21 protein-coding genes are annotated in these 21,736 nt (G+C 73.1%); 13 read left to right on the top strand and 8 right to left on the bottom strand.

Going from position 1 to position 21,736, the window contains the following annotated elements:
* Positions 1 to 36 precede the first annotated feature (36 nt).
* The 7 genes from dop (at position 37) to ACGFIZ_RS18110 (ending at position 6,013) form a co-directional block, all read left to right on the top strand.
* Entirely contained in the window at positions 37 to 1,554 is a 1,518-nt protein-coding gene (dop, locus tag ACGFIZ_RS18080; protein ID WP_393420559.1) for a depupylase/deamidase Dop, read from the top strand.
* A gap of 106 nt (positions 1,555 to 1,660) precedes the next feature.
* Positions 1,661 to 1,876, top strand: a complete 216-nt coding sequence (locus ACGFIZ_RS18085) for a ubiquitin-like protein Pup (RefSeq protein ID WP_088993750.1) — start codon at positions 1,661 to 1,663, stop codon at positions 1,874 to 1,876.
* Positions 1,877 to 1,882: 6 nt separating this feature from the next.
* Positions 1,883 to 2,551: an endonuclease VII domain-containing protein gene (locus tag ACGFIZ_RS18090; RefSeq protein ID WP_393420561.1), complete on the top strand. Its 669-nt coding sequence runs from the start codon at positions 1,883 to 1,885 to the stop codon at positions 2,549 to 2,551.
* Complete coding sequence (gene prcB, locus ACGFIZ_RS18095) at positions 2,470 to 3,309, top strand: proteasome subunit beta (RefSeq protein WP_393420563.1); 840 nt, start codon at positions 2,470 to 2,472, stop codon at positions 3,307 to 3,309. The genes ACGFIZ_RS18090 and prcB overlap by 82 nt, the downstream gene beginning before the upstream one ends.
* Before the next feature lie 61 nt (positions 3,310 to 3,370).
* Complete coding sequence (prcA, locus tag ACGFIZ_RS18100) at positions 3,371 to 4,183, top strand: proteasome subunit alpha (protein ID WP_393420565.1); 813 nt, start codon at positions 3,371 to 3,373, stop codon at positions 4,181 to 4,183.
* Positions 4,184 to 4,392: 209 nt separating this feature from the next.
* Complete coding sequence (pafA, locus tag ACGFIZ_RS18105; protein WP_347670774.1) at positions 4,393 to 5,751, top strand: Pup--protein ligase; 1,359 nt, start codon at positions 4,393 to 4,395, stop codon at positions 5,749 to 5,751.
* Positions 5,752 to 5,821: 70 nt separating this feature from the next.
* Positions 5,822 to 6,013, top strand: coding sequence for a hypothetical protein (locus ACGFIZ_RS18110; protein ID WP_393420568.1), 192 nt, complete (start codon positions 5,822 to 5,824; stop codon positions 6,011 to 6,013).
* A 117-nt stretch (positions 6,014 to 6,130) separates the two neighbouring features.
* Here ACGFIZ_RS18110 and ACGFIZ_RS18115 read toward each other — a convergent pair whose 3' ends face one another.
* Together ACGFIZ_RS18115 and ACGFIZ_RS18120 are read right to left on the bottom strand one after the other, a co-directional pair.
* Positions 6,131 to 7,216, bottom strand: a complete 1,086-nt coding sequence (locus ACGFIZ_RS18115; protein ID WP_393420570.1) for a DUF3866 family protein — start codon at positions 7,214 to 7,216, stop codon at positions 6,131 to 6,133.
* 32 nt (positions 7,217 to 7,248) lie between these two features.
* Positions 7,249 to 8,223: a cation diffusion facilitator family transporter gene (locus ACGFIZ_RS18120; protein WP_393420571.1), complete on the bottom strand. Its 975-nt coding sequence runs from the start codon at positions 8,221 to 8,223 to the stop codon at positions 7,249 to 7,251.
* Between the two features lie 202 nt (positions 8,224 to 8,425).
* Between ACGFIZ_RS18120 and ACGFIZ_RS18125 the strand changes: the two genes are divergently transcribed.
* The 6 genes from ACGFIZ_RS18125 (at position 8,426) to ACGFIZ_RS18150 (ending at position 13,375) form a co-directional block, all read left to right on the top strand.
* Positions 8,426 to 9,424 carry a helix-turn-helix transcriptional regulator gene (locus ACGFIZ_RS18125; protein WP_393420573.1) on the top strand — a complete coding sequence of 333 codons (999 nt, stop codon included), beginning with the start codon at positions 8,426 to 8,428 and terminating at the stop codon, positions 9,422 to 9,424.
* Positions 9,421 to 10,473: a helix-turn-helix transcriptional regulator gene (locus tag ACGFIZ_RS18130; protein ID WP_393420575.1), complete on the top strand. Its 1,053-nt coding sequence runs from the start codon at positions 9,421 to 9,423 to the stop codon at positions 10,471 to 10,473. The genes ACGFIZ_RS18125 and ACGFIZ_RS18130 overlap by 4 nt, the downstream gene beginning before the upstream one ends.
* Positions 10,474 to 10,483: 10 nt before the next feature.
* Positions 10,484 to 10,732, top strand: coding sequence for a hypothetical protein (locus tag ACGFIZ_RS18135; protein ID WP_393420577.1), 249 nt, complete (start codon positions 10,484 to 10,486; stop codon positions 10,730 to 10,732).
* A 215-nt stretch (positions 10,733 to 10,947) separates the two neighbouring features.
* Entirely contained in the window at positions 10,948 to 11,247 is a 300-nt protein-coding gene (gene tatA, locus ACGFIZ_RS18140) for a Sec-independent protein translocase subunit TatA (RefSeq protein WP_347671312.1), read from the top strand.
* 18 nt (positions 11,248 to 11,265) lie between these two features.
* Positions 11,266 to 12,201, top strand: coding sequence for a twin-arginine translocase subunit TatC (tatC, locus tag ACGFIZ_RS18145; protein ID WP_393420579.1), 936 nt, complete (start codon positions 11,266 to 11,268; stop codon positions 12,199 to 12,201).
* Positions 12,202 to 12,496: 295 nt separating this feature from the next.
* Positions 12,497 to 13,375: a diacylglycerol kinase family protein gene (locus ACGFIZ_RS18150; RefSeq protein ID WP_393420603.1), complete on the top strand. Its 879-nt coding sequence runs from the start codon at positions 12,497 to 12,499 to the stop codon at positions 13,373 to 13,375.
* Between the two features lie 173 nt (positions 13,376 to 13,548).
* Here the strand turns inward: ACGFIZ_RS18150 and ACGFIZ_RS18155 are convergent, their stop codons facing one another.
* The 6 genes from ACGFIZ_RS18155 to ACGFIZ_RS18180 form a co-directional block, all read right to left on the bottom strand.
* Positions 13,549 to 14,952, bottom strand: coding sequence for a GH1 family beta-glucosidase (locus ACGFIZ_RS18155; RefSeq protein ID WP_393420581.1), 1,404 nt, complete (start codon positions 14,950 to 14,952; stop codon positions 13,549 to 13,551).
* A 47-nt stretch (positions 14,953 to 14,999) separates the two neighbouring features.
* Complete coding sequence (locus tag ACGFIZ_RS18160; protein ID WP_393420583.1) at positions 15,000 to 16,007, bottom strand: ABC transporter ATP-binding protein; 1,008 nt, start codon at positions 16,005 to 16,007, stop codon at positions 15,000 to 15,002.
* Positions 16,004 to 17,110, bottom strand: coding sequence for an ABC transporter permease (locus ACGFIZ_RS18165; RefSeq protein WP_393420585.1), 1,107 nt, complete (start codon positions 17,108 to 17,110; stop codon positions 16,004 to 16,006). The genes ACGFIZ_RS18160 and ACGFIZ_RS18165 overlap by 4 nt, the downstream gene beginning before the upstream one ends.
* A 3-nt stretch (positions 17,111 to 17,113) precedes the next feature.
* On the bottom strand, positions 17,114 to 18,094 hold the full coding sequence (locus ACGFIZ_RS18170; RefSeq protein ID WP_393420587.1) for an ABC transporter permease: 981 nt from the start codon (positions 18,092 to 18,094) through the stop codon (positions 17,114 to 17,116).
* Positions 18,091 to 19,206, bottom strand: a complete 1,116-nt coding sequence (locus ACGFIZ_RS18175) for an ABC transporter ATP-binding protein (RefSeq protein WP_393420589.1) — start codon at positions 19,204 to 19,206, stop codon at positions 18,091 to 18,093. Before ACGFIZ_RS18175 ends, ACGFIZ_RS18170 begins: the two co-directional genes overlap by 4 nt.
* Positions 19,207 to 19,291: 85 nt before the next feature.
* Positions 19,292 to 20,974: an ABC transporter substrate-binding protein gene (locus ACGFIZ_RS18180; protein WP_393420591.1), complete on the bottom strand. Its 1,683-nt coding sequence runs from the start codon at positions 20,972 to 20,974 to the stop codon at positions 19,292 to 19,294.
* Positions 20,975 to 21,736 lie beyond the last annotated feature (762 nt).

Genomic DNA, 21,736 nt, shown 5'->3' on the forward strand with positions numbered 1-21,736 from the left:
GGGGGGACCGGGTCGGGCGAGTGGAGCGGTAGGTCGATGAGCGTTAGACGGATCATGGGCACCGAGGTCGAGTACGGCATCTCCGTGCCCGGCCAGGCCGGAGCCAACCCGATGGTCACCTCCTCGCAGGTGGTCAACGCGTACGGGGCGCGCCCCGAGCTCAACCGCGGCGGCCGGGCCCGCTGGGACTACGAGGAGGAGTCGCCGCTGCGCGACGCTCGCGGCTTCACCTACTCCGGCGCCGCGTACGACCCGGCCGAGGCCCTCGCCGACGAGGACCTGGGCCTGGCCAACGTCATACTCACCAACGGCGCCCGGCTGTACGTCGACCACGCCCACCCCGAGTACTCCACCCCCGAGGTCACCAACCCCCTCGACGTCGTGCGGTGGGACAAGGCGGGCGAGCGGGTGATGGCCGAGGCGGCCCGGCGGGCGGCCACCATCCCGGGCACCCAGCCCATCCACCTGTACAAGAACAACACCGACAACAAGGGCGCCAGCTACGGCGCACACGAGAACTACCTGATGCGCCGGCAGACGCCGTTCTCCGACATCGTGGCGTACCTGACGCCGTTCTTCGTCACCCGGCAGATCGTCGCCGGCGCGGGCCGGGTCGGCATCGGCCAGGACGGCGGCCAGAGCGGCTTCCAGATCTCCCAGCGCGCCGACTTCTTCGAGGTCGAGGTGGGGCTGGAGACGACCCTCAAGCGGCCCATCATCAACACCCGGGACGAGCCGCACGCCGACGCCGACAAGTACCGGCGGCTGCACGTGATCATCGGCGACGCCAACCTGTCGGAGATCTCCACGTACCTGAAGGTCGGCACCACCGCGCTGATCCTCACCATGATCGAGGAGAAGGCGCTCGGGCCGGACCTCGGCATCGCCGACCCGGTCTCGGAGCTGCGCGCGGTCAGCCACGACCCGTCGCTGAAGCACCTGATGCGGCTGCGCGACGGGCGCCGGCTGACGGCCCTGGACGTGCAGTGGGCGTACTTCGAACGGGTGAAGTCCTTCGTGGACGACCGGTACGGCGCCGACGCCGACGAGCAGACGGTGGACGTGCTCGCCCGCTGGGAGAGCGTGCTGGACCGGCTCGGCCGCGACGCCTTCCTGTGCGCCGACGAGCTGGACTGGGTGGCGAAGCTGCGGCTGCTGGAGGGCTACCGGGAGCGGGAGAAGCTGGGCTGGGGCGCGCACAAGCTCCAACTGGTCGACCTGCAGTACTCCGACGTCCGGCCGGAGAAGGGGCTCTACCACCGGCTGGTGTCCCGGGGGGCGATGAAGACGCTGCTGGCCGACGAGCAGACCCGCACCGCGATGACGGAGCCGCCGGAGGACACCCGGGCCTACTTCCGGGGCCGCTGCCTGGCGCAGTACGCCTCGGAGGTGGTCGCCGCGAGCTGGGACTCGGTCATCTTCGACGTGGGCCGGGAGTCGCTGGTGCGGGTGCCGATGATGGAGCCCGAGCGGGGCACCCGCAAGCACGTCGGCGCGCTGTTCGACCGGTGCGCCAGCGCCAAGGATCTGCTGGAGACGCTGACGGGCGGCTGAGCCGTCGCCGACGGGGGCCCGCCGCGCGCCGGAAGCCGGCGCGGGGCGGGCTTTTCGTCGCCTCCGCGAGGTAAGTTCATCGGAGACGATCGTGGAGGAGGCAGCTATGGCCACTCGTGACAGCGGCGGGCAGTCGCAGTCGGGCAAGTCCCGGCAGGGCGAGGAGATCGAGGACGTCACCACCGAGGCGAACCCGGAGGTCGCCGAGCGGCACGCCGAGATCACCGAGGACGTCGACGACCTGCTCGACGAGATCGACTCCGTCCTGGAGGAGAACGCCGAGGAATTTGTGAGGGGCTATGTCCAGAAAGGGGGAGAATAGGGTCAAATGTCCGATTTGCCCAACGAATCGGACAAGACCTGCCCGCAATGCCGGCGCCTGTTGCCCACGACGGAGTTCCATCGCAACCGGCGTCGGGTCGACGGGCTCGCCTTCTACTGCAAGTCCTGCGCGGCGGCCCGCTCAGAGGCGAGCCGCCGCAGGCGCGGGATCGGCCCGCAGAGGAAGGCGGCCGTCGCGGTGCCCGGCGGGATGAAGTGGTGCCCGGACTGCGACCAGGTCAAGCCCCTGGCGGACTTCCCCCGCACGAGGAAGGCCAGTGGCCGGCACAGCTACTGCAAGCCCTGCCACAACGCCCGTGGCAAGGAGACGGCGCAGCGGCTCTACGGCGGCACTCGCGAGTACCACCTGCGGCGGCGCTACGGGATCGGGGAGAAGGAGGTCCAGGAGCTCCTCGCCGAGCAGGGCGGCGTCTGCGCGGTCTGCGGCGACCCCGATCCGGAACATGTGGACCACGATCATCGCACCGGCTGGGTGCGCGGGATACTCTGCTTCAACTGCAACGGTGGTCTTGGCCAGTTCCGTGACAGTCCTACGAGGCTGGCCAGGGCGATCACGTATCTGAGAGGAACCACGTGGCAGCGGGTTTTGATCCATCCGGGCGTCTACCAGATGTGTTCACCAACGCGGGGACGTCCTCCTTCACAGCGTTCCTGAGCAAGGTGGCCCCCGAGATGCTGCCCGGCCGCCGGCCGCTGCCGCCGGGCATGGCCGCCGACCTGGCGCCGCACGCGACCACCATCGTGGCCATCTCGGCCGCCGGTGGCGTGGTGATGGCCGGCGACCGCCGGGCCACCATGGGCAACCTGATCGCCCAGCGGGACATCGAGAAGGTGCACCCGGCGGACGCGTACTCGCTGGTCGGCATCGCCGGCACGGCGGGCATCGGCATCGAGCTGATGCGACTGTTCCAGGTGGAGCTGGAGCACTACGAGAAGATCGAGGGCGCGATGCTCTCGCTCGACGGCAAGGCCAACCGGTTGGCCTCGATGATCCGCGGCAACCTCGGCGCGGCGATGCAGGGCCTCGCGGTCGTTCCGCTCTTCGCCGGCTTCGACCTGGCCGCCGCCGACCCGGCGAGGGCCGGCCGGATCTTCAGCTTCGACGTCACCGGCGGCCCGTACGAGGAGACCGGCTACGACGCGATCGGCTCCGGCTCGCTGTTCGCCAAGTCGGCGCTGAAGAAGCGGTTCCGCGCTGGGCTGTCGGTCGACGACGCGGCGCGGCTCGCGGTCGAGGCGCTCTACGACGCGGCCGACGACGACACGGCGACCGGGGGCCCGGACCTGACCCGCCGGATCTACCCGGTGGTCATGACGGCGACGGCGGAGGGCACCCACCGGTTCACCGACGCCGAGACGGCCGCGATCGCCGAGGCCGTGGTCGCCGGCCGGATGGAGAACCCGGGCGGCTGAGCCGTCCCGTCCGCACCCTGTCAGCAGTCGTCAGCACAGCTCCCTAAGGAGAACCGCCGCCGTGGCCATGCAGTTCTACGCCTCGCCCGAGCAGATCATGCGCGACCGCTCCGAGTTGGCCCGCAAGGGCATCGCCCGGGGGCGCAGCGCGGTGGTCCTGAGCTACGAGGGCGGGGTGCTCTTCGTCGCGGAGAATCTGTCCAGCACCCTGCACAAGGTCAGCGAGATCTACGACCGGATCGGCTTCGCGGCCGTCGGCCGGTACAACGAGTTCGAGAACCTGCGTCGCGCCGGCGTCCGGATGGCCGACCTGAACGGCCTGAGCTACGACCGGCGCGACGTGACCGGTCTGGCGCTGGCCAACGCGTACGCGCAGACCCTCGGCGCGATCTTCACCGAGCAGTCGAAGCCGTTCGAGGTGGAGATCTGTGTGGCCGAGGTGGGCGCGACGCCGGAGAAGGACGCGCTGTACCGGCTGACGTACGACGGGTCGGTCAACGACGAGCCGGGCCGGATGGCGATGGGCGGGCAGGCCGAGGCGATCTCCGGCGTGCTCAAGTCGGAGCACCGGGCCGACATGTCGCTCGGCGAGGCGGTCAAGGTGGCCGTGAAGGCGCTGGGCAGCGTCGGCGGCGAGGGCGGGGCGGCCCGTACGATCGCCGCGAACCAGTTGGAGGTGGCGGTCCTGGACCGGCGCCGGGTGGGGCGTGCGTTCCGGCGGATCACCGGGGCGGCGCTGGCCGCGCTGCTGGACGGCGACTCCGCGGCGGAGTCGGCGCAGGAGCGCCCGGAGACCCCGGCGACGCCGACGGAGGAGGCGAAGAAGCCGACCACGTCGGCCGGCTCGGCGGACCTGGAGGGCCAGGCCGAGTAGTCGCCGCGCCGTCCCGCGCGGGCGCGACCGGCGCCCTTGATCGTCTGATGGGAGAGGAGACGGCACGCCGAGGCGTGCCCTCTTCGACCTCAGGCGGTCAGGGGGCGCCGTCTTTCGGTCACGCGGAGCGTGCCCGCCCGTGACGGGCCGTTGTGGTCCGGTGCGTTCAGCGCTGCCCAACTGGGGCCTCGGAAGGCTAATGTCACATCATGGAGCGGCGAATCTTCGGCCTCGAGACCGAGTACGGCGTCACCTGTACCTACCGCGGGCAGCGGCGGCTGTCCCCTGACGAGGTTGCCCGGTACCTGTTCCGCCGCGTGGTGTCGTGGGGCCGGTCGAGCAACGTGTTCCTGCGCAACGGCGCCCGGCTCTACCTGGACGTCGGGTCGCATCCGGAGTACGCGACGCCGGAGTGCGACTCGGTGGTGGACCTGGTGGCGCACGACCGGGCGGGCGAGCGGATCCTGGAGGGGCTGCTCGTCGACGCGGAGAAGCGGCTGCACGACGAGGGCATCGCCGGTGAGATCTACCTGTTCAAGAACAACACCGACTCGGCCGGCAACTCGTACGGCTGTCACGAGAACTACCTGGTGTCCCGGCACGGGGAGTTCGGCCGTCTGGCGGACGTGCTGATTCCGTTCCTGGTCACCCGGCAGTTGATCTGCGGTGCGGGCAAGGTGCTGCAGACCCCGCGCGGGGCGGTGTACTGCCTGTCGCAGCGGGCCGAGCACATCTGGGAGGGCGTGTCGTCGGCGACCACCCGGAGCCGGCCGATCATCAACACGCGGGACGAGCCGCACGCGGACGCGGAGCGGTACCGGCGGCTGCACGTCATCGTCGGCGACTCGAACATGAACGAGGTCACCACGCTGCTGAAGGTCGGCTCCGCGGACATCGTGCTGCGGATGATCGAGGCGGGGGTGGTGATGCGGGACCTGACGCTGGAGAATCCGATCCGGGCGATCCGCGAGGTGTCGCACGACATCACGGGCCGGCGTAAGGTGCGGCTGGCCTCCGGCAAGGAGGTCAGCGCGCTGGAGATCCAGCAGGAGTACCTGGCGAAGGCGACGGAGTTCGTGGAGCGCCGGGGCGGGGACCAGACGGCCAAGCGGGTGGTGGAGCTGTGGGGCCGGGTGCTGCGCGCGGTGGAGACCGGTGACCTGGAGCCGGTGTCCCGGGAGATCGACTGGGTGACCAAGCTGCGGTTGATCGAGCGGTACCAGCGCAAGCACGACCTGCCGTTGTCGCATCCGCGGGTGGCCCAGATGGACCTGGCGTACCACGACCTGCGGCGCGGCCGTGGCCTGTACGGGCTGCTGGAGCGGCGCGGCGAGGTGGATCGGGTGGCCACCGACCCGGAGATCTTCGAGGCCAAGGAGACGCCGCCGCAGACGACGCGGGCGCGGCTGCGGGGTGAGTTCATCCGGCACGCGCAGGAGAAGCGGCGCGACTTCACGGTGGACTGGGTGCACCTGAAGCTCAACGACCAGGCGCAGCGCACCGTGCTGTGCAAGGACCCGTTCCGGGCGTACGACGAGCGGGTGGAGCGGCTGATCGCGAGCATGTGACCGTCGGCGGCCCCCGTCCCGCGGTGCTGATCACGGCGGGCGGGGGCCGCACGGGTACGCTGGCCGTGCCATGACGACGTCTGAACCTCCCGGCCGCGGCCGGAACACCGAGAAGCCGAACTGGGTGGAGCGCCGCCGCGAGAAGATCCGTGCCGAGGTCGAGCGGAACCGGCGCGGCGAGTACACGGTGCCGACGTGGGTGTTGGCGGTGGCGCTGGTGGTGATCGTCGGCGCCTGGCTGGCGTTGATCTTCCTGGCCTGACGGTCCGGGTCGCCGCCCCCGGGCCGCGGGCCTGCGTGGTTCCGGGCCGCGGACCTGCGTGTTCGCAGGCCGCGGACCTGCGCGCCCGGCGGTCGGCGCGGACGAGGCGCGGGCCGGTCAGCGGATCAGGGCGGCGGCGTGCCGGCCGGCGGCCGCGGCGGCCAGGAAGTACGCGTGGTCGGCGTCGAGCCCCCGGCCCATGGTGGACAGCGGCACGGCGCTGGCGCGCAGCGCGGCGTCGAGCCCGTCGGTGGGCACCCGGACGAGGCGGTGCCGGGCGGCGAGCGGCGCGAGGGCGGCATCGACGTCGCGGGCCAGCGCCGGGGCCAGGCCGTCGGGCACCACCAGGTCCGCCGGGGCGAGGGCGACCCGGCCGTACGCGGTGAGGCTGTGGTGGGACACCCCGCGGTGCCGGGTGCGGGGGTCGGCGTTGGAGATGCGCAGCGAGCCGACGGGCCGCCCGCCGAGGGTGGCGACGGCGTTGACGGCCTCGCCGACGGCCACGCCGGAGTAGCCCCAGCGGGTGCCGGTGCCGAGGTTGCCGGGCCCCTGGGCGAGGATCACCACGTCGGCGGCGAGCACGTGCCGGGCGGCCAGCAGGCCGCTGTGCACGGTGGTGGCCTCCAGGTCCCCGCCGAACGCCTGCCCGACGCTGACGGTGCCGACGAGGTGGTCGCGCAGCCCGTCGAGGGTGCGGGAGAACCAGGCGGGCAGGGCCCCGCCGTCGGTGAGCAGGTACGCGACCCGCGCGTCGGGGGCGTCGGCGCGGATCCCGGCGAGGATGGCCGGGAGGGCGGAGTGCAGGTCGGCGGTGACCACGGGCAGGCCGGCGAGGTCGTCGGCGGCGGCGAGGACGTCCCGGTGCGGGCTGGCCTCCTCGTCGACGCCGAGCAGGATCGGCTGCAGGGGGGTGTAGCGGGCCTTCACCAGGTGCCCGGCGTCGCGGGTGTCGCCGGCCCGGGGCGGGTCGGGGGGCAGCCGGTCGGGCAGGGCCACGACGAGGGCGTACCCGCCGGTGCCGAGGCCCATCAGCAGCGCGCCGGCGTTGAGCAGGACCCGGTCGCCGGGCTCGGGCGAGCCGACCAGCTCCGGGTACGCCAGGGCGCGCATCGTCGTGCCGTCGGCGAGCCGTACGTCCAGCTCCACCGCCCCGGTCCACGCCCGCCGCAGGGTTGTCACGGTTCCGGACCGCCATCGCACCATGGTGCGAAACGCTATCGGCGGCGGGTGCGGTGTCAGGCGGAGGGGTCCTGGGTGTGGCGGGTGCGGCGGGCCCGGGTGCCGGGGCGCGACGGGGTGGGGTCGAGGAAGACGTACGCGATCTCGGGGTAGCGGTCGGTGAGGCGGCGCTCGGCCTCGTCGGCGGCGTTCTCGATGTCCGCGCCGGTGACGTCGTTGTGGAAGTCGACCTTGGCGGCGACGAGGATGTCCTCGGGGCCGAGCTGCATGGTGAGCAGGGTGTCGACGCGGTCGACGGTGGGTAGTTCGGCGAGTTCCTGCTCGACCTCGTGGCGCAGCCGTTCGGGGATCGACCGGCCGACCAGCAGCGAGGTGTTGGCCTTGGCCAGGACGACCGCCACGACCAGCAGCAGCAGGCCGATCGCGATGGAGGCGAGGCCGTCGTAGAGTTCGTCGCCGGTGAGCTGGGACAGGGCCAGGCCGATCCCGGCCAGCACGATGCCGATCAGGGCCGCGCAGTCCTCGAGGAAGACGGCCTTGACGGTGGTGTCGGGGGTGAGCCGGAGGAACCGGCGGGGGGTGGTGCGCCAGCGGCGGGACTGGCGGCGTACCTGGCGGACCGCCCTGGCCAGGGAGACCGACTCGATCACGAAGGAGACGACCAGCACGATGTACGCGACCCGGTACTGACCGCTGTGCTCGTGCACGAGGATGGTGGTCACCCCGTGGGTGATGGCGAAGCCGGCTCCGGCGACGAAGGTGAACAGCGCGGCGAGGAACGCCCAGACGTAGCTTTCCTTGCCGTACCCGAAGGGGTGGTGCACGTCGGCGGGGCGCGCGCCGCGACGCAGCGCGAGGTAGAGCAGTACCTCGGTGGTGGTGTCGGCGACCGAGTGCGCGGCCTCGGAGAGCATCGCCGCGGAGCCGGAGATCAGCCCCGCGACCAGCTTGGCCAGGGCGATGGCGAGGTTCGCCGCGCCGGCCACGACGACGGTGCCGACGCTCTCGGCCTTGGCTTCGGCTTCCGACATGGGGTCACCATATGGCCGCCCGGCGGCCGTCGCCCGGCGAGCGGCCGGGTTCCGCCGTGCGCACCCCCGGGCCGGCGGCCGGCCGCGCGGGACCGGTCGGGCGCCGGCCGCGGCGGCGGTCGTGACCCGGACACACGGCGGGTTCGCGCGCCGCGCCCGCGTGGGTGCACGCGTGCGCGGCGCGGGCTGCTAGCGTGCAGACGTGTCGCGGACCCGCACCGAACGCCTGGTCAACCTGGTGATCTGCCTGTTGTCGACGCGACGGTTCCTGACCGCCGCGCAGATCGCCGCGACCGTGCCCGGTTACGAGCACGATCCGGACGACGCGAAGGACCATGAGGCGTTCCAGCGCAAGTTCGAGCGGGACAAGGCCGAGCTGCGGGAGCTGGGGGTGCCGCTGGAGACGGGGACGGCCAGCGTCTTCGACTCCGAGCCCGGCTACCGGATCGCCCCCCGGGAGTACGCGCTGCCGGACATCCCCCTGGAGCCGGACGAGGCCGCAGCGGTGGGCATCGCGGCGCGGCTGTGGCAGCACGCCGGGCTCGCCGCGGCGGCGTCGTCGGGGCTGGCGAAGCTGCGCGCCGCCGGGGTGGACGTGGACCCGCAGGCCACGCTCGGCCTGGAGCCGATGGTGACGGTGGACCCGGCGTTCGCGCCGCTGACGGCCGCCGCGCGGGACCGCCGCGAGGTGAGCTTCGACTACCGGGTGCCCGACCGGGACGCCCCGAGCCGCCGCCGCCTGCAGCCGTGGGGGGTGGTGTGCTGGCGGGGCCGGTGGTATGTGGTGGGCCACGACCTCGACCGGCAGGCCGCGCGGTGCTTCCGGCTGTCGCGGGTGGTGGGCGCGGTGCGGGCGACCGGCGAGCGGGGCGGCTACGAGCCCCCGGCGGGGGTGGACCTGATCAGCCACGTGGCCCGCTGGTCGGGGCCGGTGGAGCGGACGGGGCGGGCGACGGTCCTGGTCGCGCCGGGCCGGGCGGCGGGGCTGCGCCGCTGGGCGGTGGGCGCCACGCCGGGGCCGGACGGCGACCGGCTGGTCCTGCCGTACGCGGACCCGGAGGTCCTCGCCGGCCAACTGGTGGGGTACGGCCCGGACGTGCGGGTGCTGGATCCGCCGGAGGCGCGCGAGGCCGTCATCCAGCGGCTGAAGGAGATCGCCGCGCGGCACGAGGAGCTGACCGTGACCGGAGGTGCCCGATGACCCGCCCGGCCAACCGTCCGGCGGTCCGGTCGGGCGGGGGCGCCCGCGCGGGTGCCGGCCGGGCGTCGGCGGACCGGCTGGCCCGGCTGCTGAACCTGGTGCCGTACCTGCTGGCCCGGCCGGGGATCGAGATCGCTGAGGCGGCCGGCGACCTGGGGGTCACCGAGCGGCAGCTGCGGGAGGATCTGGAGCTGCTGTGGGTGTGCGGGCTGCCCGGCTACGGCCCGGGCGACCTGATCGACATGGCGTTCGACGGCGACCGGGTGACCATCACCTACGACGCGGGCATCGACCGGCCGCTGCGGCTGACCCCGGACGAGGCGCTCGCGCTGGTGGTGGCGCTGCGGATGCTGGCCGAGACGCCGGGGGTGGCCAACCGGGAGGCGGTGGAGCGGGCCCTCGCGAAGATCGAGAGCGCGGCGGGTGACCTGGTAGCCGCCCCGGTGGAGGTGCGGCTCCCGGCCGACGGCCGGCGGGTGGAGCAGCTGAGCGCGGCGGTGGAGCGGGGCCGGGCGCTGCGGATCACCTACTACACGGCGGCGCGGGACGAGACCACCGAGCGCACGATCGACCCGCTGCGGATGCTGATGGTCGCCGGCCGGGCGTACGTGGAGGCGTGGTGCCGCCGGGCGGAGGCGGTCCGGCTGTTCCGGGCCGACCGGATCGACGCGGTGACGGAGCTGGACGAGCCGGCGGTCGTGCCGCCGCAGGCCCGCCCGTACGACCTCACCGAGGGGGTGTTCCGTCCCTCGCCGGACCTGCCGCTGATCACGCTGCGGGTGGGCCGGGGCGAGCGGTGGATCACCGAGTACTACCCGTGCGAGCACGTGGAGGCCGGTGACGGTGACCGGTGGCTGGTGTCGCTGCGGGTGACGGACCTGGGTTGGGCGCGCCGGTTCGTGCTCGGGCTGGGCCCGGACGTCACGGTGGTCGCCCCGGCGGAGCTGGCCGAGCAGGTCCGCGGCGCGGCGGTCGCGGCCCTCGAGGCGTACGCCGTGCCCGACGGCGCGCCGGCTGCCGACCCGGCGGTGTCCGCGTCGCGCCGGTAGGCTGGCCGCCGTGGTGACGTGGATCGTGGTCGCGGTGGTGCTGTTGGCGCTTCTGGTGCTGGCCCTGGTCGTGCGGCCGGTGGTGGCGCGGCTGCCGCTGCTGGGCCGGGCGGCCGTGCGGCTGCAGCACCGGCAGGCCGAGGCGGAGGCGCTGCGGGTCACCGCCGAGGCGCTCCAGGAGCGGGCCGAGGCCCTGCAGGCCCGGGTCGCCGTCACCCAGCGGCGGCTCGCCGTGATCAAGGCGAAGCGGGGCGGCTGATCGATTCCGGTCGGTGCCGCTGCGGCGGCCTGCGCGTTCCGGGGCCGTAGCGCGCAGGATCGATCTACGGCAGGTGGTTGACGGGATGCGCGGCGTTGGTCAAGACTTCACCGGCCAGCCGCGATCACCAGCGGCTTGGCGGGTGGCAACGGCCGGTCGCGCACGTACGATGGGCTGCGGTACACCCCTCAAGGACGTAAGGACGGGAGCTTCCCATGGGTGCCCTCAAGCCGTGGCACATCGCCGTACTCGTGGTCGTGCTGATCCTGCTCTTCGGCGCGAAGCGGCTCCCCGACGCGGCCCGCTCGCTCGGCCGGTCGCTGCGGATCATCAAGGCCGAAACCAAGAGCCTGCACGACGACGACCGCGACCTGGCCGAGAAGGCGGACGCGCAGGCGGGCTACCAGCCGCTGCCGCCGAACGTCGGGCAGCAGCCGCAGCAGCAGTACGCGCCCCAGCAGCAGACCCCGCAGCAGCCGGTCGTCGACCCGGTGCAGCGCGTCCGCGACAACTGACCGGGGGGCCCGATCACCGTGGCCTTCGCTCTCCGCAAGCGCGGCCCGAGCACCTTCGAACGGGCCGCCGACGGCTCGATGACGCTCATCGAGCACATCCGTGAGCTGCGCAACCGGCTGTTCCGCGCCTCCCTGGCGATCGTGGTCGGCTTCGGCTTCGGCATCTGGCTGGCCACGCCGGTACGAGAGCTGCTGTCGAAGCCGTACTGCGACCTGCCGGCCTCGATCGACCCGGAGACGGGCAAGTGCCTGTTCGTCCAGTTGGGCGTGGCAGACGTCTTCCTGCTCAACCTGAAGATCGGCCTCTGGGTCGGGTTGATCATCGCAGCGCCGGTGTGGCTCTACCAGTTGTGGGCGTTCATCGCCCCGGGCCTGCACCGGCACGAGCGGAAGTACGCCTACATCTTCACGGCGCTGGCCGCGCCGCTGTTCGCCGCGGGCGCGGTGCTGGCGTTCTTCGTCACCTCCAAGGGCCTCGAGTTCCTGCTCAACGTCTCCGGCGACGACATCTCGACCAACCTCGAGGTAACCCGCTACATCTCCTTCGTCACCAACCTGATCCTGCTGTTCGGGGTGGCGTTCGAGTTCCCGCTCGTCGTGCTCATGCTCAACTTCGTCGGGCTGGCCAGCGCGAAGCGGCTGCTGTCCTGGTGGCGGGTGGCGGTCTTCGTGTTCTTCGCCTTCTCGGCGGTGGTCACGCCGACGCCGGACCCGTTCGGCATGACCGCCTTGGCGATCTGCCTCTGCGCGCTGTACTTCGCCGCCGTCGGCGTGGCGTTCATCAACGACAGGCGGCGCGGGCGCGGCAAGGAGGTCTACGCCGGGCTCGCCGACGACGAGGTGTCGCCGCTGGAGCTGGACACCGAGCCGGTGGAGCCGGCGCAGCGGATCGAGGCGAGCACGCCGGTCGCCGCCCCGGCGCCGATCGACCGCCGGTTCGACGACATGACCTGACCGGTCGACCCGTACGACGACGCGCCGCCCACGTCCGGGGCGGCGCGTCGTCGTCTGTGCGCCGCGTCGCCCCTCGCCGACGGCGGGGCCGGTGCGCGCGACCGCCATCGGCCGGCAGGACGATGATCGGGACGGCCGCCGGGGCAGTACGGTGCTCACCGTGACCGCCGCCGATCACCCCGCGCCGGATTCAGGCCGCCCCGCGCCGTTGCCCGACGGGCCTGTCGCCGACCGCGCCGAACCGCGCCCCGGCGGATTCGCCGCCGACCACCCCGCCCCGGATGGGCCCGTCGCCGTGCTCGCCAACCCGACCGCCGGGCGGGGCCGGCACCGGGGGCTGCTGCCCCGCCTGCTCGACCGGCTGGCCGACGGCGGCCGGCCGGTGCGGCTGCTGGAGGCGCGCACGGCCACCGGGGCGGAGGCGGCGTGCCGCGAGGCGGTGGCCGACGGGATCGCCGGGCTGGTGACGGTGGGCGGCGACGGCACGGTGCACCGCGGGTTGCAGGCGGTGGCCGGGACGGCGGTGCCGTTCGGCCCGGTCCCGGCCGGCACCGGCAACGACTTCGCCGCCGACACCGGCTTTCCCGCCGACCCGCTCGCCGCCGTCGAGGTGATCGCCTCGGCCCTGCGGGACGGGCGCAGCCGCCCGGTGGACCTGGCCCGCGTGACGGACCCGGACGGCGCCGCGCGCTGGTACGGGGCGGTGCTGGCCGCCGGCTTCGACGCGATTGTCAACGAGCGGGCCAACCGGATGCGCTATCCGCGCGGCCCCCGCCGCTACGACCTGGCGATCCTGGTGGAGCTGGCCCGGCTGCGCCCCCGCCGGTACGCGCTGCGCCTCGACGGCCGACCCCTGGACGTCGACGCGGTGCTCGTGGCGGTGGGCAACACGGCCAGCTACGGCGGGGGAATGCGGGTCTGCCCCGACGCCGACCCGACCGACGGCCTGCTGGACGTGGTGGTCGGGGGCCGGTTCGACCGGCGCACCCTGATCCGGGTGAAGCCGCGCATCTACCGGGGCACCCACGTCGAACACCCGCTGGTGAGCACCCACCGGGCGCGGACGGTGGAGCTGAGCGCCGAGGGCATCACCACGTACGCCGACGGGGAGCGGGCGCTGGACCTGCCGGTGACGGTGACCGCCGTCCCGGGCGCCGTCCGGCTGCTGCACTGAGCGCGCCGTCGCCGCCCACCCCGCCGCGGACTGCGCTGAGCACCGGGCGCCGCCAGCCCGGCTGACGCGCCGCCGATCATGGGGTTGCCGGCGACGGAACGGACATTCCGCCGCGCCAACCCCATGATCACTGCGGTCCGGCGCCCGGCAGCCCCTCGGTCGGGCCCTGTCACTCAGCCGCGACCGCGTGCCCGCCGGACGGTGTCGCGGTACCACAGCGCGCTGCGCTTCGGGATCCGCTCCTGGGTGTCGTAGTCGACCCGGACGAGCCCGAACCGCTTGTCGTAGCCGTACGCCCACTCGAAGTTGTCCAGCAGGGACCAGGCGAAGTAGCCGCGCACGTCCGCCCCGGCCTGCCGGGCCCGGGCCACGGCGCGCAGGTGCTCGGCCAGGTACGCCACCCGGTCGTCGTCGGCCACGAAGCCGTCGGCGTCCGGCCGGTCCTCGAACGCCGCGCCGTTCTCGGTGACGACCAGGGGCACCCCCGGGTAGTCGCGGCCGAGGCGCACCAGCAGCTCGGTGAGGCCCTCCGGAAGGATCTCCCAGCCCATCGCCGTGGTCGGCAGCCCACGCGGCACCGCCCGCCGCACCGGCCGGCCGTCCTCGTCGCGCTCCTGGCCGGCCTCGTCCACCCCGGAGAAGAGCTGCCCGAAGTAGTAGTTCACCCCGAGCACGTCGATGGGCGTCGAGATGACCTCCAGGTCGCCCGGCTCGACGGGGACGCGTACCCCCTCGCCGGCCAGGTCGGCCAGCACGTCGTCCGGGTACGCGCCGCGCAGCAGGGGGTCCAGGTACAGCCGTGCGCCCAGGCCGTCGGCGGCGCGGGCCGCGTCGCGGTCCGCCGGGCTGTCGGTCGCCGGCACCGCCGGGGACAGGTTGAGCGTGATCCCCAACTCGACCGGGCCGGTGGCCGCCGCCCGCATCCGGGAGGTGGCCAGCCCGTGCCCGAGCAGCAGGTGGTGCGCGGCGGCGATCGCGTCGCCCAGGTCCCGGCGGCCCGGGGCGTGGTCACCGTAGAAGTAACCGAGCATCGCCGAGCACCACGGCTCGTTCAGCGTGGTCCAGGTGCGCACCCGGTCGCTGAGGGCGTCGAAGACCAGCATCGCGTAGTCGGCGAACCGGTACGCCGTGTCGCGGGCCGGCCAGCCGCCGGCGTCCTCCAGCTCCTGCGGCAGGTCCCAGTGGTACAGCGTGACCCACGGGTCGACGCCGCGGCCCAGCAGCTCGTCGACAAGCCGGTCGTAGAAGGCCAGCCCCGCCGGGTTGGCCGGCCCCCGCCCGCCCGGCTGCACCCGCGGCCAGGCCACCGAGAACCGGTACGTGTCGACGCCCAGGCCGGCGAGCAGCTCCACGTCCCGCGGCATCCGGTGGTAGTGGTCGCAGGCCACGTCCCCGGTGTCGCCGCCGGTTACCGCGCCCGGCACCCGGCAGAACGTGTCCCAGATGGACGGCGTGCGGCCGTCCTCGGCGACGGCGCCCTCGATCTGGTACGAGGACGTGGCCACCCCCCACCGGAACGACGGCGGCAGGCTGTCGATCGGGTCGTCGGTGGCGGTCGTCACGGCGCTGGGCTTCATGGCTCTCCTCACGGACGGGGCGAACGGGTCTGACACGCCGGACGGGGTCACCGTCGGGCGTCCTCGGCGACGGGATGCCGCCAGCAGGCGACGGCGCGCGCGCCGGTGGCGTCGGCCGGCGGGCCGAGGGGCGGCAGCCGGGTGTCGCACGGCTCGACGACGCGGGGGCAGCGCGGGTGGAACGCGCAGCCGGCCGGCATCGCCCGCAGGTCGGGCGGGGAGCCGGGGATGCCGGTCAGCTCGCGGCGCGGCCCGCGCAGCGCGGGGAAGGAGTGCAGCAACCCGTCGGTGTACGGGTGCAGCGGCGCGGCGTACAGCTCGGCCGCCGGCGCCTGCTCGACGATCCGCCCGCCGTACATGATCGCGATGCGGTCGGAGAACTCCACCAGCAGCGACAGGTCGTGGGTGATGAACAGCACCGCGAAGCCGAGCCGCTCGCGCAGCTCGGCGAGCTGGGCCAGGATCTGCCGTTGCATCACCACGTCCAGGGCGGTGGTCGGCTCGTCCATGATGACCACCTGCGGCTCCAGGGCCAGCGCCATGCCGATCATCACCCGCTGCCGCATGCCGCCGGAGAGTTGGTGCGGGTAGGCGTCCAGCCGGTCGGCGGAGATGCCGACCAGGCGCAGCAGCTGCGCCGCGCGGGCCCGCCGCGCCGGGGCGCTCATTCCCGGCTCGTGGGCCCTGATCACGTCGAGCAGCTGGGTGGAGATCCGGTGCACGGGGTTGAGCGAGTTCATCGCGCCCTGGAACACGATCGACGTCTCCGCCCACCGGTACGCGCGCAGCTGCGCCGGGGTCAGCGACAGCACGTCGACCGGCGGCCCGGTCACGGGGTGGTGGATCACCTCGCCGCCGCTGACCACGCCCGGCGGCGGAAGCAGCCGGGTCAGCCCGTACGCCAGGGTGGACTTGCCGCTGCCGCTCTCCCCGGCCAGGCCCAGCACCTCGCCCCGGTGCAGGGTGAGGTCCACCTCCCGCACGGCGTGCACCGCCTCGTCGCCGAGCCCGTAGTCGACGCTCAGGCCGCGGATCTCCAGCACGGGTTCGCTCATCGCCCGGCGTCCTTCCTCTGCGGGGTGGCCGGCTCGGTCGGCCGCCGGGACGCCGGTGGGGCGGACGGCCCGGACGCGTCCGGAGCGGGTCGTACGGCCGCCGGCGGGGTCGGCCGGGGCGCCAGTACGGGGGTGAAGCCCACCCGCATCCGCACGGTGCGCCCGTCGGCGGTGCGGACGCGGGCGCGGCCGCCGGAGCGCAGGCGGGGGCTGACGAACTCGTCGATGCCGAAGTTGATCAGTGCGAGGGCGGTGCCGAGCAGCGCGATGGCCAGCCCGGCCGGGACGAACCACCACCAGGCGCCCTGCGCGAGGGCCTGCTGGCTCTGCGCCCAGAACAGGATGGTGCCCCAGTTCCACGAGGACACCGACGAGATGCCGATGAAGGCCAGGGTGATCTCCGACAGCACGGCGAAGATGACGGTGCCGACGAAGCCGGAGGCGATGACGGCGGTGAGGTTCGGCAGGATCTCGAACACGATGATCCGCCAGGTGTGCTCGCCGGTGGCCCGGGCCGCCTCCACGTAGTCGCGGCGGCGCAGCGACAGCGTCTGCGCCCGCAGCACCCGCGCGCCCCACGCCCACGAGGTCAGGCCGATGACCACGGCGACGACCAGGTCGCCCGCTTCGGTGATGGTGGAGGTGACGATGATGACCAGCGGCAGCGCCGGGATCACCAGGAACACGTTGGACAGCGCGGACAGGCCGTCGTCCCACAGGTCGCCCAGGTAGCCGGCGGTCACCCCGACCAGGACGGACAGCACGGTGGCCACCACGCCGGCGGCCAGGCCGACCAGCATCACGCCGCGGGTGCCGACCAGGACCTGGCTGAACACGTCCTGCCCGAGGTGGGTGGTGCCGAACCAGTGCTCCGCCGACGGCGGCTGGAGCAGGTCGGCGCTGCGCGCGTCCGGGTCGTACGGGGCGATCCACGGCCCGATCACCGCGAGTACGGCGTACCCGGCGACCACGGCCAGCCCGGTCGCGGCCTTGCCGTTGGCGACGAACCGGAACCGGCGCCGCCGGCCGGGTTTCGCGGCGGGCTGCGCCATCGCGCCCTGCCCGGGGATGACCTGTTCGACGCTGGAGGTGGGGATGCTCACGGCTCAGCCCTCCCGGCGGGTGCGCGGGTCGAGAACCAGGTACGCCAGGTCGGCGAGCAGGTTGGCCACCAGCACCGACAGCGTGATGACCAGGAAGATGCCCTGCATCAGCGGATAGTCCTTGGCGCTGACGGCCCGGAACAGCAGGAAGCCGAGGCCGGGATACGAGAAGACGATCTCCACGAGCAGGGTGCCGCCGACGATGAAGCCCAGCGACAGCGCGAAGCCGGCGACGTTGGGCAGCAGCGCGTTGCGGGCCGCGTAGCTCATCGCCACCCGACGCTCGGACAGCCCCTTGGCGTGCGCCACGGTGATGTAGTCCTCGGCGGCGACGGTGACCATCATGTTGCGCATGCTGAGGATCCAGCCGCTCATCGAGGCGACCAGGATGGTCGCCGCCGGCAGCAGGCTGTGCCGCACCGCGCTGCCCAGGAAGATGGTGTCCCACGCGGGGACCAGGCCCGGCTCGTAGCCGCCCGAGGACGGGAAGAAGCTGCCCGGACCGGCCAGCACGGCGATCGCCACCAGGCCGAGCCAGAAGTACGGCACGGAGGACAGGAACGTGGTGACCGGCAGCAGGCCGTCGACCCACGACCCGCGCCGCCAGCCGGCCAGCACGCCCAGCCCGGTGCCGAGGGCGAAGCTGACCAGCGTGGTGATGCCGACCAGGGCGAGCGTCCACGGCAGGGCGTCGCCGATCACCTCCGACACGGGCGCCGGGAAGGCCGTGAACGACAGCCCCAGGTCGCCGCGCAGCAGCTGCCGCCAGTAGTCCACGTACTGGGTCCAGATGCCGTCGTCGGAGTCGATGCCGAACAGCACGTACAGCGAGTTGATCGCGTCGGTGCTGAGCTGCCCCTGGTAGCGGGAGATCAGCGCCTTGACCGGGTCGCCGGGGATCATCCGGGGGATGAAGAAGTTGAGGGTCAGCGCGGCCCACGCGGTGAACAGGTAGAACGCGAGCCGCCGCAGCAGGAAGGTCACCGCGCGGCCTCCCGCCCGTCGTCGGCGCCGACCGCCGCCAGGGCGGCGGGGCCGGCCTGCGCGTCGCGGGTCGCCGGGTCGTGCAGCCAGCAGGCCGCCCAATGCCCGGGCCGGTCGCCCACCTGAAGCGGCGGCGGCAGCTCCGCGCCGCAGCGGGGCATCGCGTACGGGCAGCGGGGGTGGAACCGGCAGCCGGCCGGGGGCCGCAGCAGGCTCGGCGGCTCGCCGTCGCCCCGCTCGGTGACGGTCGCGCGGCCGGCCCCGGTGATCCGGTCCGGGTCCGGCGCCGAGTCGATCAACAACCGGGTGTACGGGTGCGCGGGGTGCTGGGTGACCGTCTCGCTGTCGCCGCCCTCGACCAGGCGGCCGGCGTACATGACCAGGGTCTCGTCGGCGAAGTACCGGGCCGAGGCGATGTCGTGGGTGATGTAGAGGACGGCGAGCCGGAGCCGCTCCTTCAGGTCGCGCAGCAGGTTGAGCACGCCCAGCCGGATGGACACGTCGAGCATCGACACCGGCTCGTCGGCGAGCAGCACCTCCGGGTCGGCACCGAGCGCCCGGGCGATGGCCACCCGCTGCCGCTGCCCACCGGACAGCTCGTGCGGGAACTTGTCCAGGTAGCGCTCCGGCGGGGTGAGGGTGACCCGCTCCAGCAGCGCGCGCAGCGCCGCGTCGAGGTCGGCGGCGGTGCGCCCGGCGTTGCCGTGCACCCGCAGCGCCCGGGTCAGGTGGTAGCGCACCGTGTGCACCGGGTTCAGCGAGGCGAACGGATCCTGGAAGATCATCTGCACGCGGCGGGCGTACGCCCGGAACCGCCGCCCACCGCGGACGGTGACCGGCGCGCCGTGCAGCCGGATCGTGCCCGCCGTGCGCGGGTGGAGCTGGGCCAGCAGCCGCGCGACGGTCGACTTGCCGGAGCCCGACTCGCCGACCAGGGCGGTGACCCGGCCGCGGCGCAGGGCCAGCGTCACGTCGTCGACGGCGTGCACGCGCGGGGTGGTGCGGGAGAGGAGGTCACGCAGCCGCCCGCGGACGGGGAAGTGCTTGGTCAGGCCGATCGCCTCCAGCACCTCCTCGCGGACGGCCGGCGCGTCGGTGTCGGGCGACGTCATGCCGGGTTCCTGTCTGCTCGGGGTGGTCGCGGCGCCGCCGGCCGGCGGCCCGGGCGACGACGCCCCGGGCCGCCGGCGCGGCGGGTCAGGAGTTCGCCGGCCGCAGCCGCCGCACGACGTCCGCGGCGTTCGGCTGGGTGGGCTGCGCCGCGCCGTACGCGTCCGCGTCGTCCGGCCAGCCGACCCAGTTCCTCGTGCTGTAGGCCGCGCCGATGTTGTCCGCGCCCACCGGCACCATCGGCACCTGCTCGACGAAGACCTTCTGCAGCGTCGCCAGCGCCGCCGTCCGCGCGGCGTCGTCGGTGGCGTTCGCGTACGCGGTGAGCGCGGCGGTCGCCTCCGCGTTGTCGAACCGGCCGAAGTTGCCGGCGGGCGAGGCCTTGCCGACCGGCTTGAGCAGCCGCCCGTCCATCACCGTCTGGTAGATGTCGTACGGGGTGGCGCCGCCGTTGGTCCACCGGAACGTCGCGTCGAACCGGCCCTCTTCCACGTTGCGGAACCACGCGTCCTGGTTCGCCTTCTCCACGGTGGCGGCGATGCCGATCTTCGACAGGTTGTCCTTCACGATCTCCAGGCTGGTCTGGTAGTCCGACCAGCCGGCGGGGTCGGTCAGGGTGAGGGTGACGGGCTTGCCGGACGGATCCCGGAGGGTGCTGCCCGCGTACGTGAAGCCGGCGTCGGTGAGCACCTTCTTCGCCCCGTCGACGTCGACCTTCTGGTCCTGCCCCCGGTACTGCGGGGCGATGTACGCGTCGCCGGCCGGGCTGGGCAGCCCCGTCACGCTCTTCACCAGCGGGTGGAAGTAGCCGGCCGAGGCCTGCTGGAAGATGTCCTCCCGGTTGACCACCATGTTCATCGCGCGGCGCAGCGCCGGGTTGTCGAACGGCTTCTTCGTGGTGTTGATGTAGAGGCCGTGGATGCCGAGCACCGGCGGCGCCCACACCTTGTGGTGCGCCGGGTCCTTGCCGACGAACACCGTCTGGACGTTCGGGATGAACACGAAGCTCCACTCCGACTCGCCGTTGGCCAGCGCCGTGGTCTGCGCGTTGTTGTCGGTGTACGACGTGTAGCGCAGCTCCTTGACCTTCGGCAGCTCCTGCCAGTAGCCGCCGGTGCGCACGGCCAGCGTGGTGGTCTGCGGGGTGAACGACTTCAGGGTGTACGCGCCGCTGCCGACCGGGTTCGGGTTGGTGCTCGTGGCCGGGTCCTTGATGCTCGACCAGACGTGTTCGGGCACGATCGGCACCTGCGCGATGATCTTCTGCTGGTTGACGAACTGCGGCGAGGAGAACGCGAGGGTCACCTGGTTGCCGTTCGCGGTCACCGACGCGTACGGGATGGCGTGGATGTTCAGCGCCTCGTTGCTCTTGAGCAGGTTGTAGGTGAAGGCGACGTCGGCGGCGGTGACCGGCTTGCCGTCCGACCAGGTGGCGTTGTCGCGGATGGTGACGGTGACCGACCTGTAGTCGGGGCTCCATTCGGCCTTCGTGGCCAACCACGGTTTGAACGGCTCGGCGGGCCTGACCGGGTTCCACATCATCAGCGGCTCGTAGATCTGCCACCGGTAGCCGAGCGACGCGGCCGAGGACGTCGTGAGGAACGGGTTGTGGTTCTCCGTCTGCGGGCCGTTGGGCATGCCGACGTTGAGGACGGTGGCCGCATCCCCCTTGCTCTCCCTGGCCCTGGTGTTGGCGGTCTCGCCGCAGGCGGCGGTGGTGGTGGCCACCGCGCCGGCCAGCGCGATGGCGAGGAACTGCCGTCTTCTCATGTGGTCTCCCTCGGTGCGCCCCCGCCGGTGAGAGCGGGGTCGGTGGGACGGGTGCGGGTGTGCGGTAGGGGGCCGGTCGACCCGTGGTTGCGGACGGTGGCTTCCGGTTCCGGGGTGGGGCGCGGCCGGTCAGCCGGAGCTGGTCGAGCCGGGCACGGTGAACGAGGTCGGGATGACGTCGGCGTGTCGGGCAGGGAGCCCGGGTGCGACGGGGCAGGAGGGTGCAGGCAGAACTCCTCGGTCACGATCAAGAGAGCGCTCTCTGAGTGTCCGGTCGTTTGCCGACGCATGTCAATGGACCGGCTGTCGCAGGCGGTGTGGTGCCGGCTTTCGCCGAGCTCGTGCCCTCCTCGCGGGCCTGCGCCGGGCGGGGCCCGGGCTCTGCCGGGGGGCGGATTTGGTGGGACGGAGCCGACCGGGTATGGTTCATCGCCGGCAGGGAAACGGACGCCAAGCGGGAGACCGTGGCGGACGGCCTGTCGGAACCCCACGAGGCGGACGGCGGTAGCCGTTCGGTGAGTGGTGCCCGTGATTCGGGTGGAAGCGGGTCAGATCGGGAGGGTCCGGTTTGACAGGGCGGAAACCGGCGGGTAACGTAGTAAAAGTGCCCGGCGCGAGAGCGGCGGGTTGCGGGACGAGATGCCCCGGCTGGTGGTCCTCCTGATGGGGGGTTTCTGGTTGGTGTGTGGTTGTTCTTTGAGAACTCAACAGGGTGCTTGATAAGCCAGTGCCAATTATGATTTACCCCCGCGCTGGTCGAGC

The organism is Micromonospora sp. NPDC048830 (genome assembly GCF_043198215.1).
Taxonomy (GTDB): domain Bacteria; phylum Actinomycetota; class Actinomycetes; order Mycobacteriales; family Micromonosporaceae; genus Micromonospora.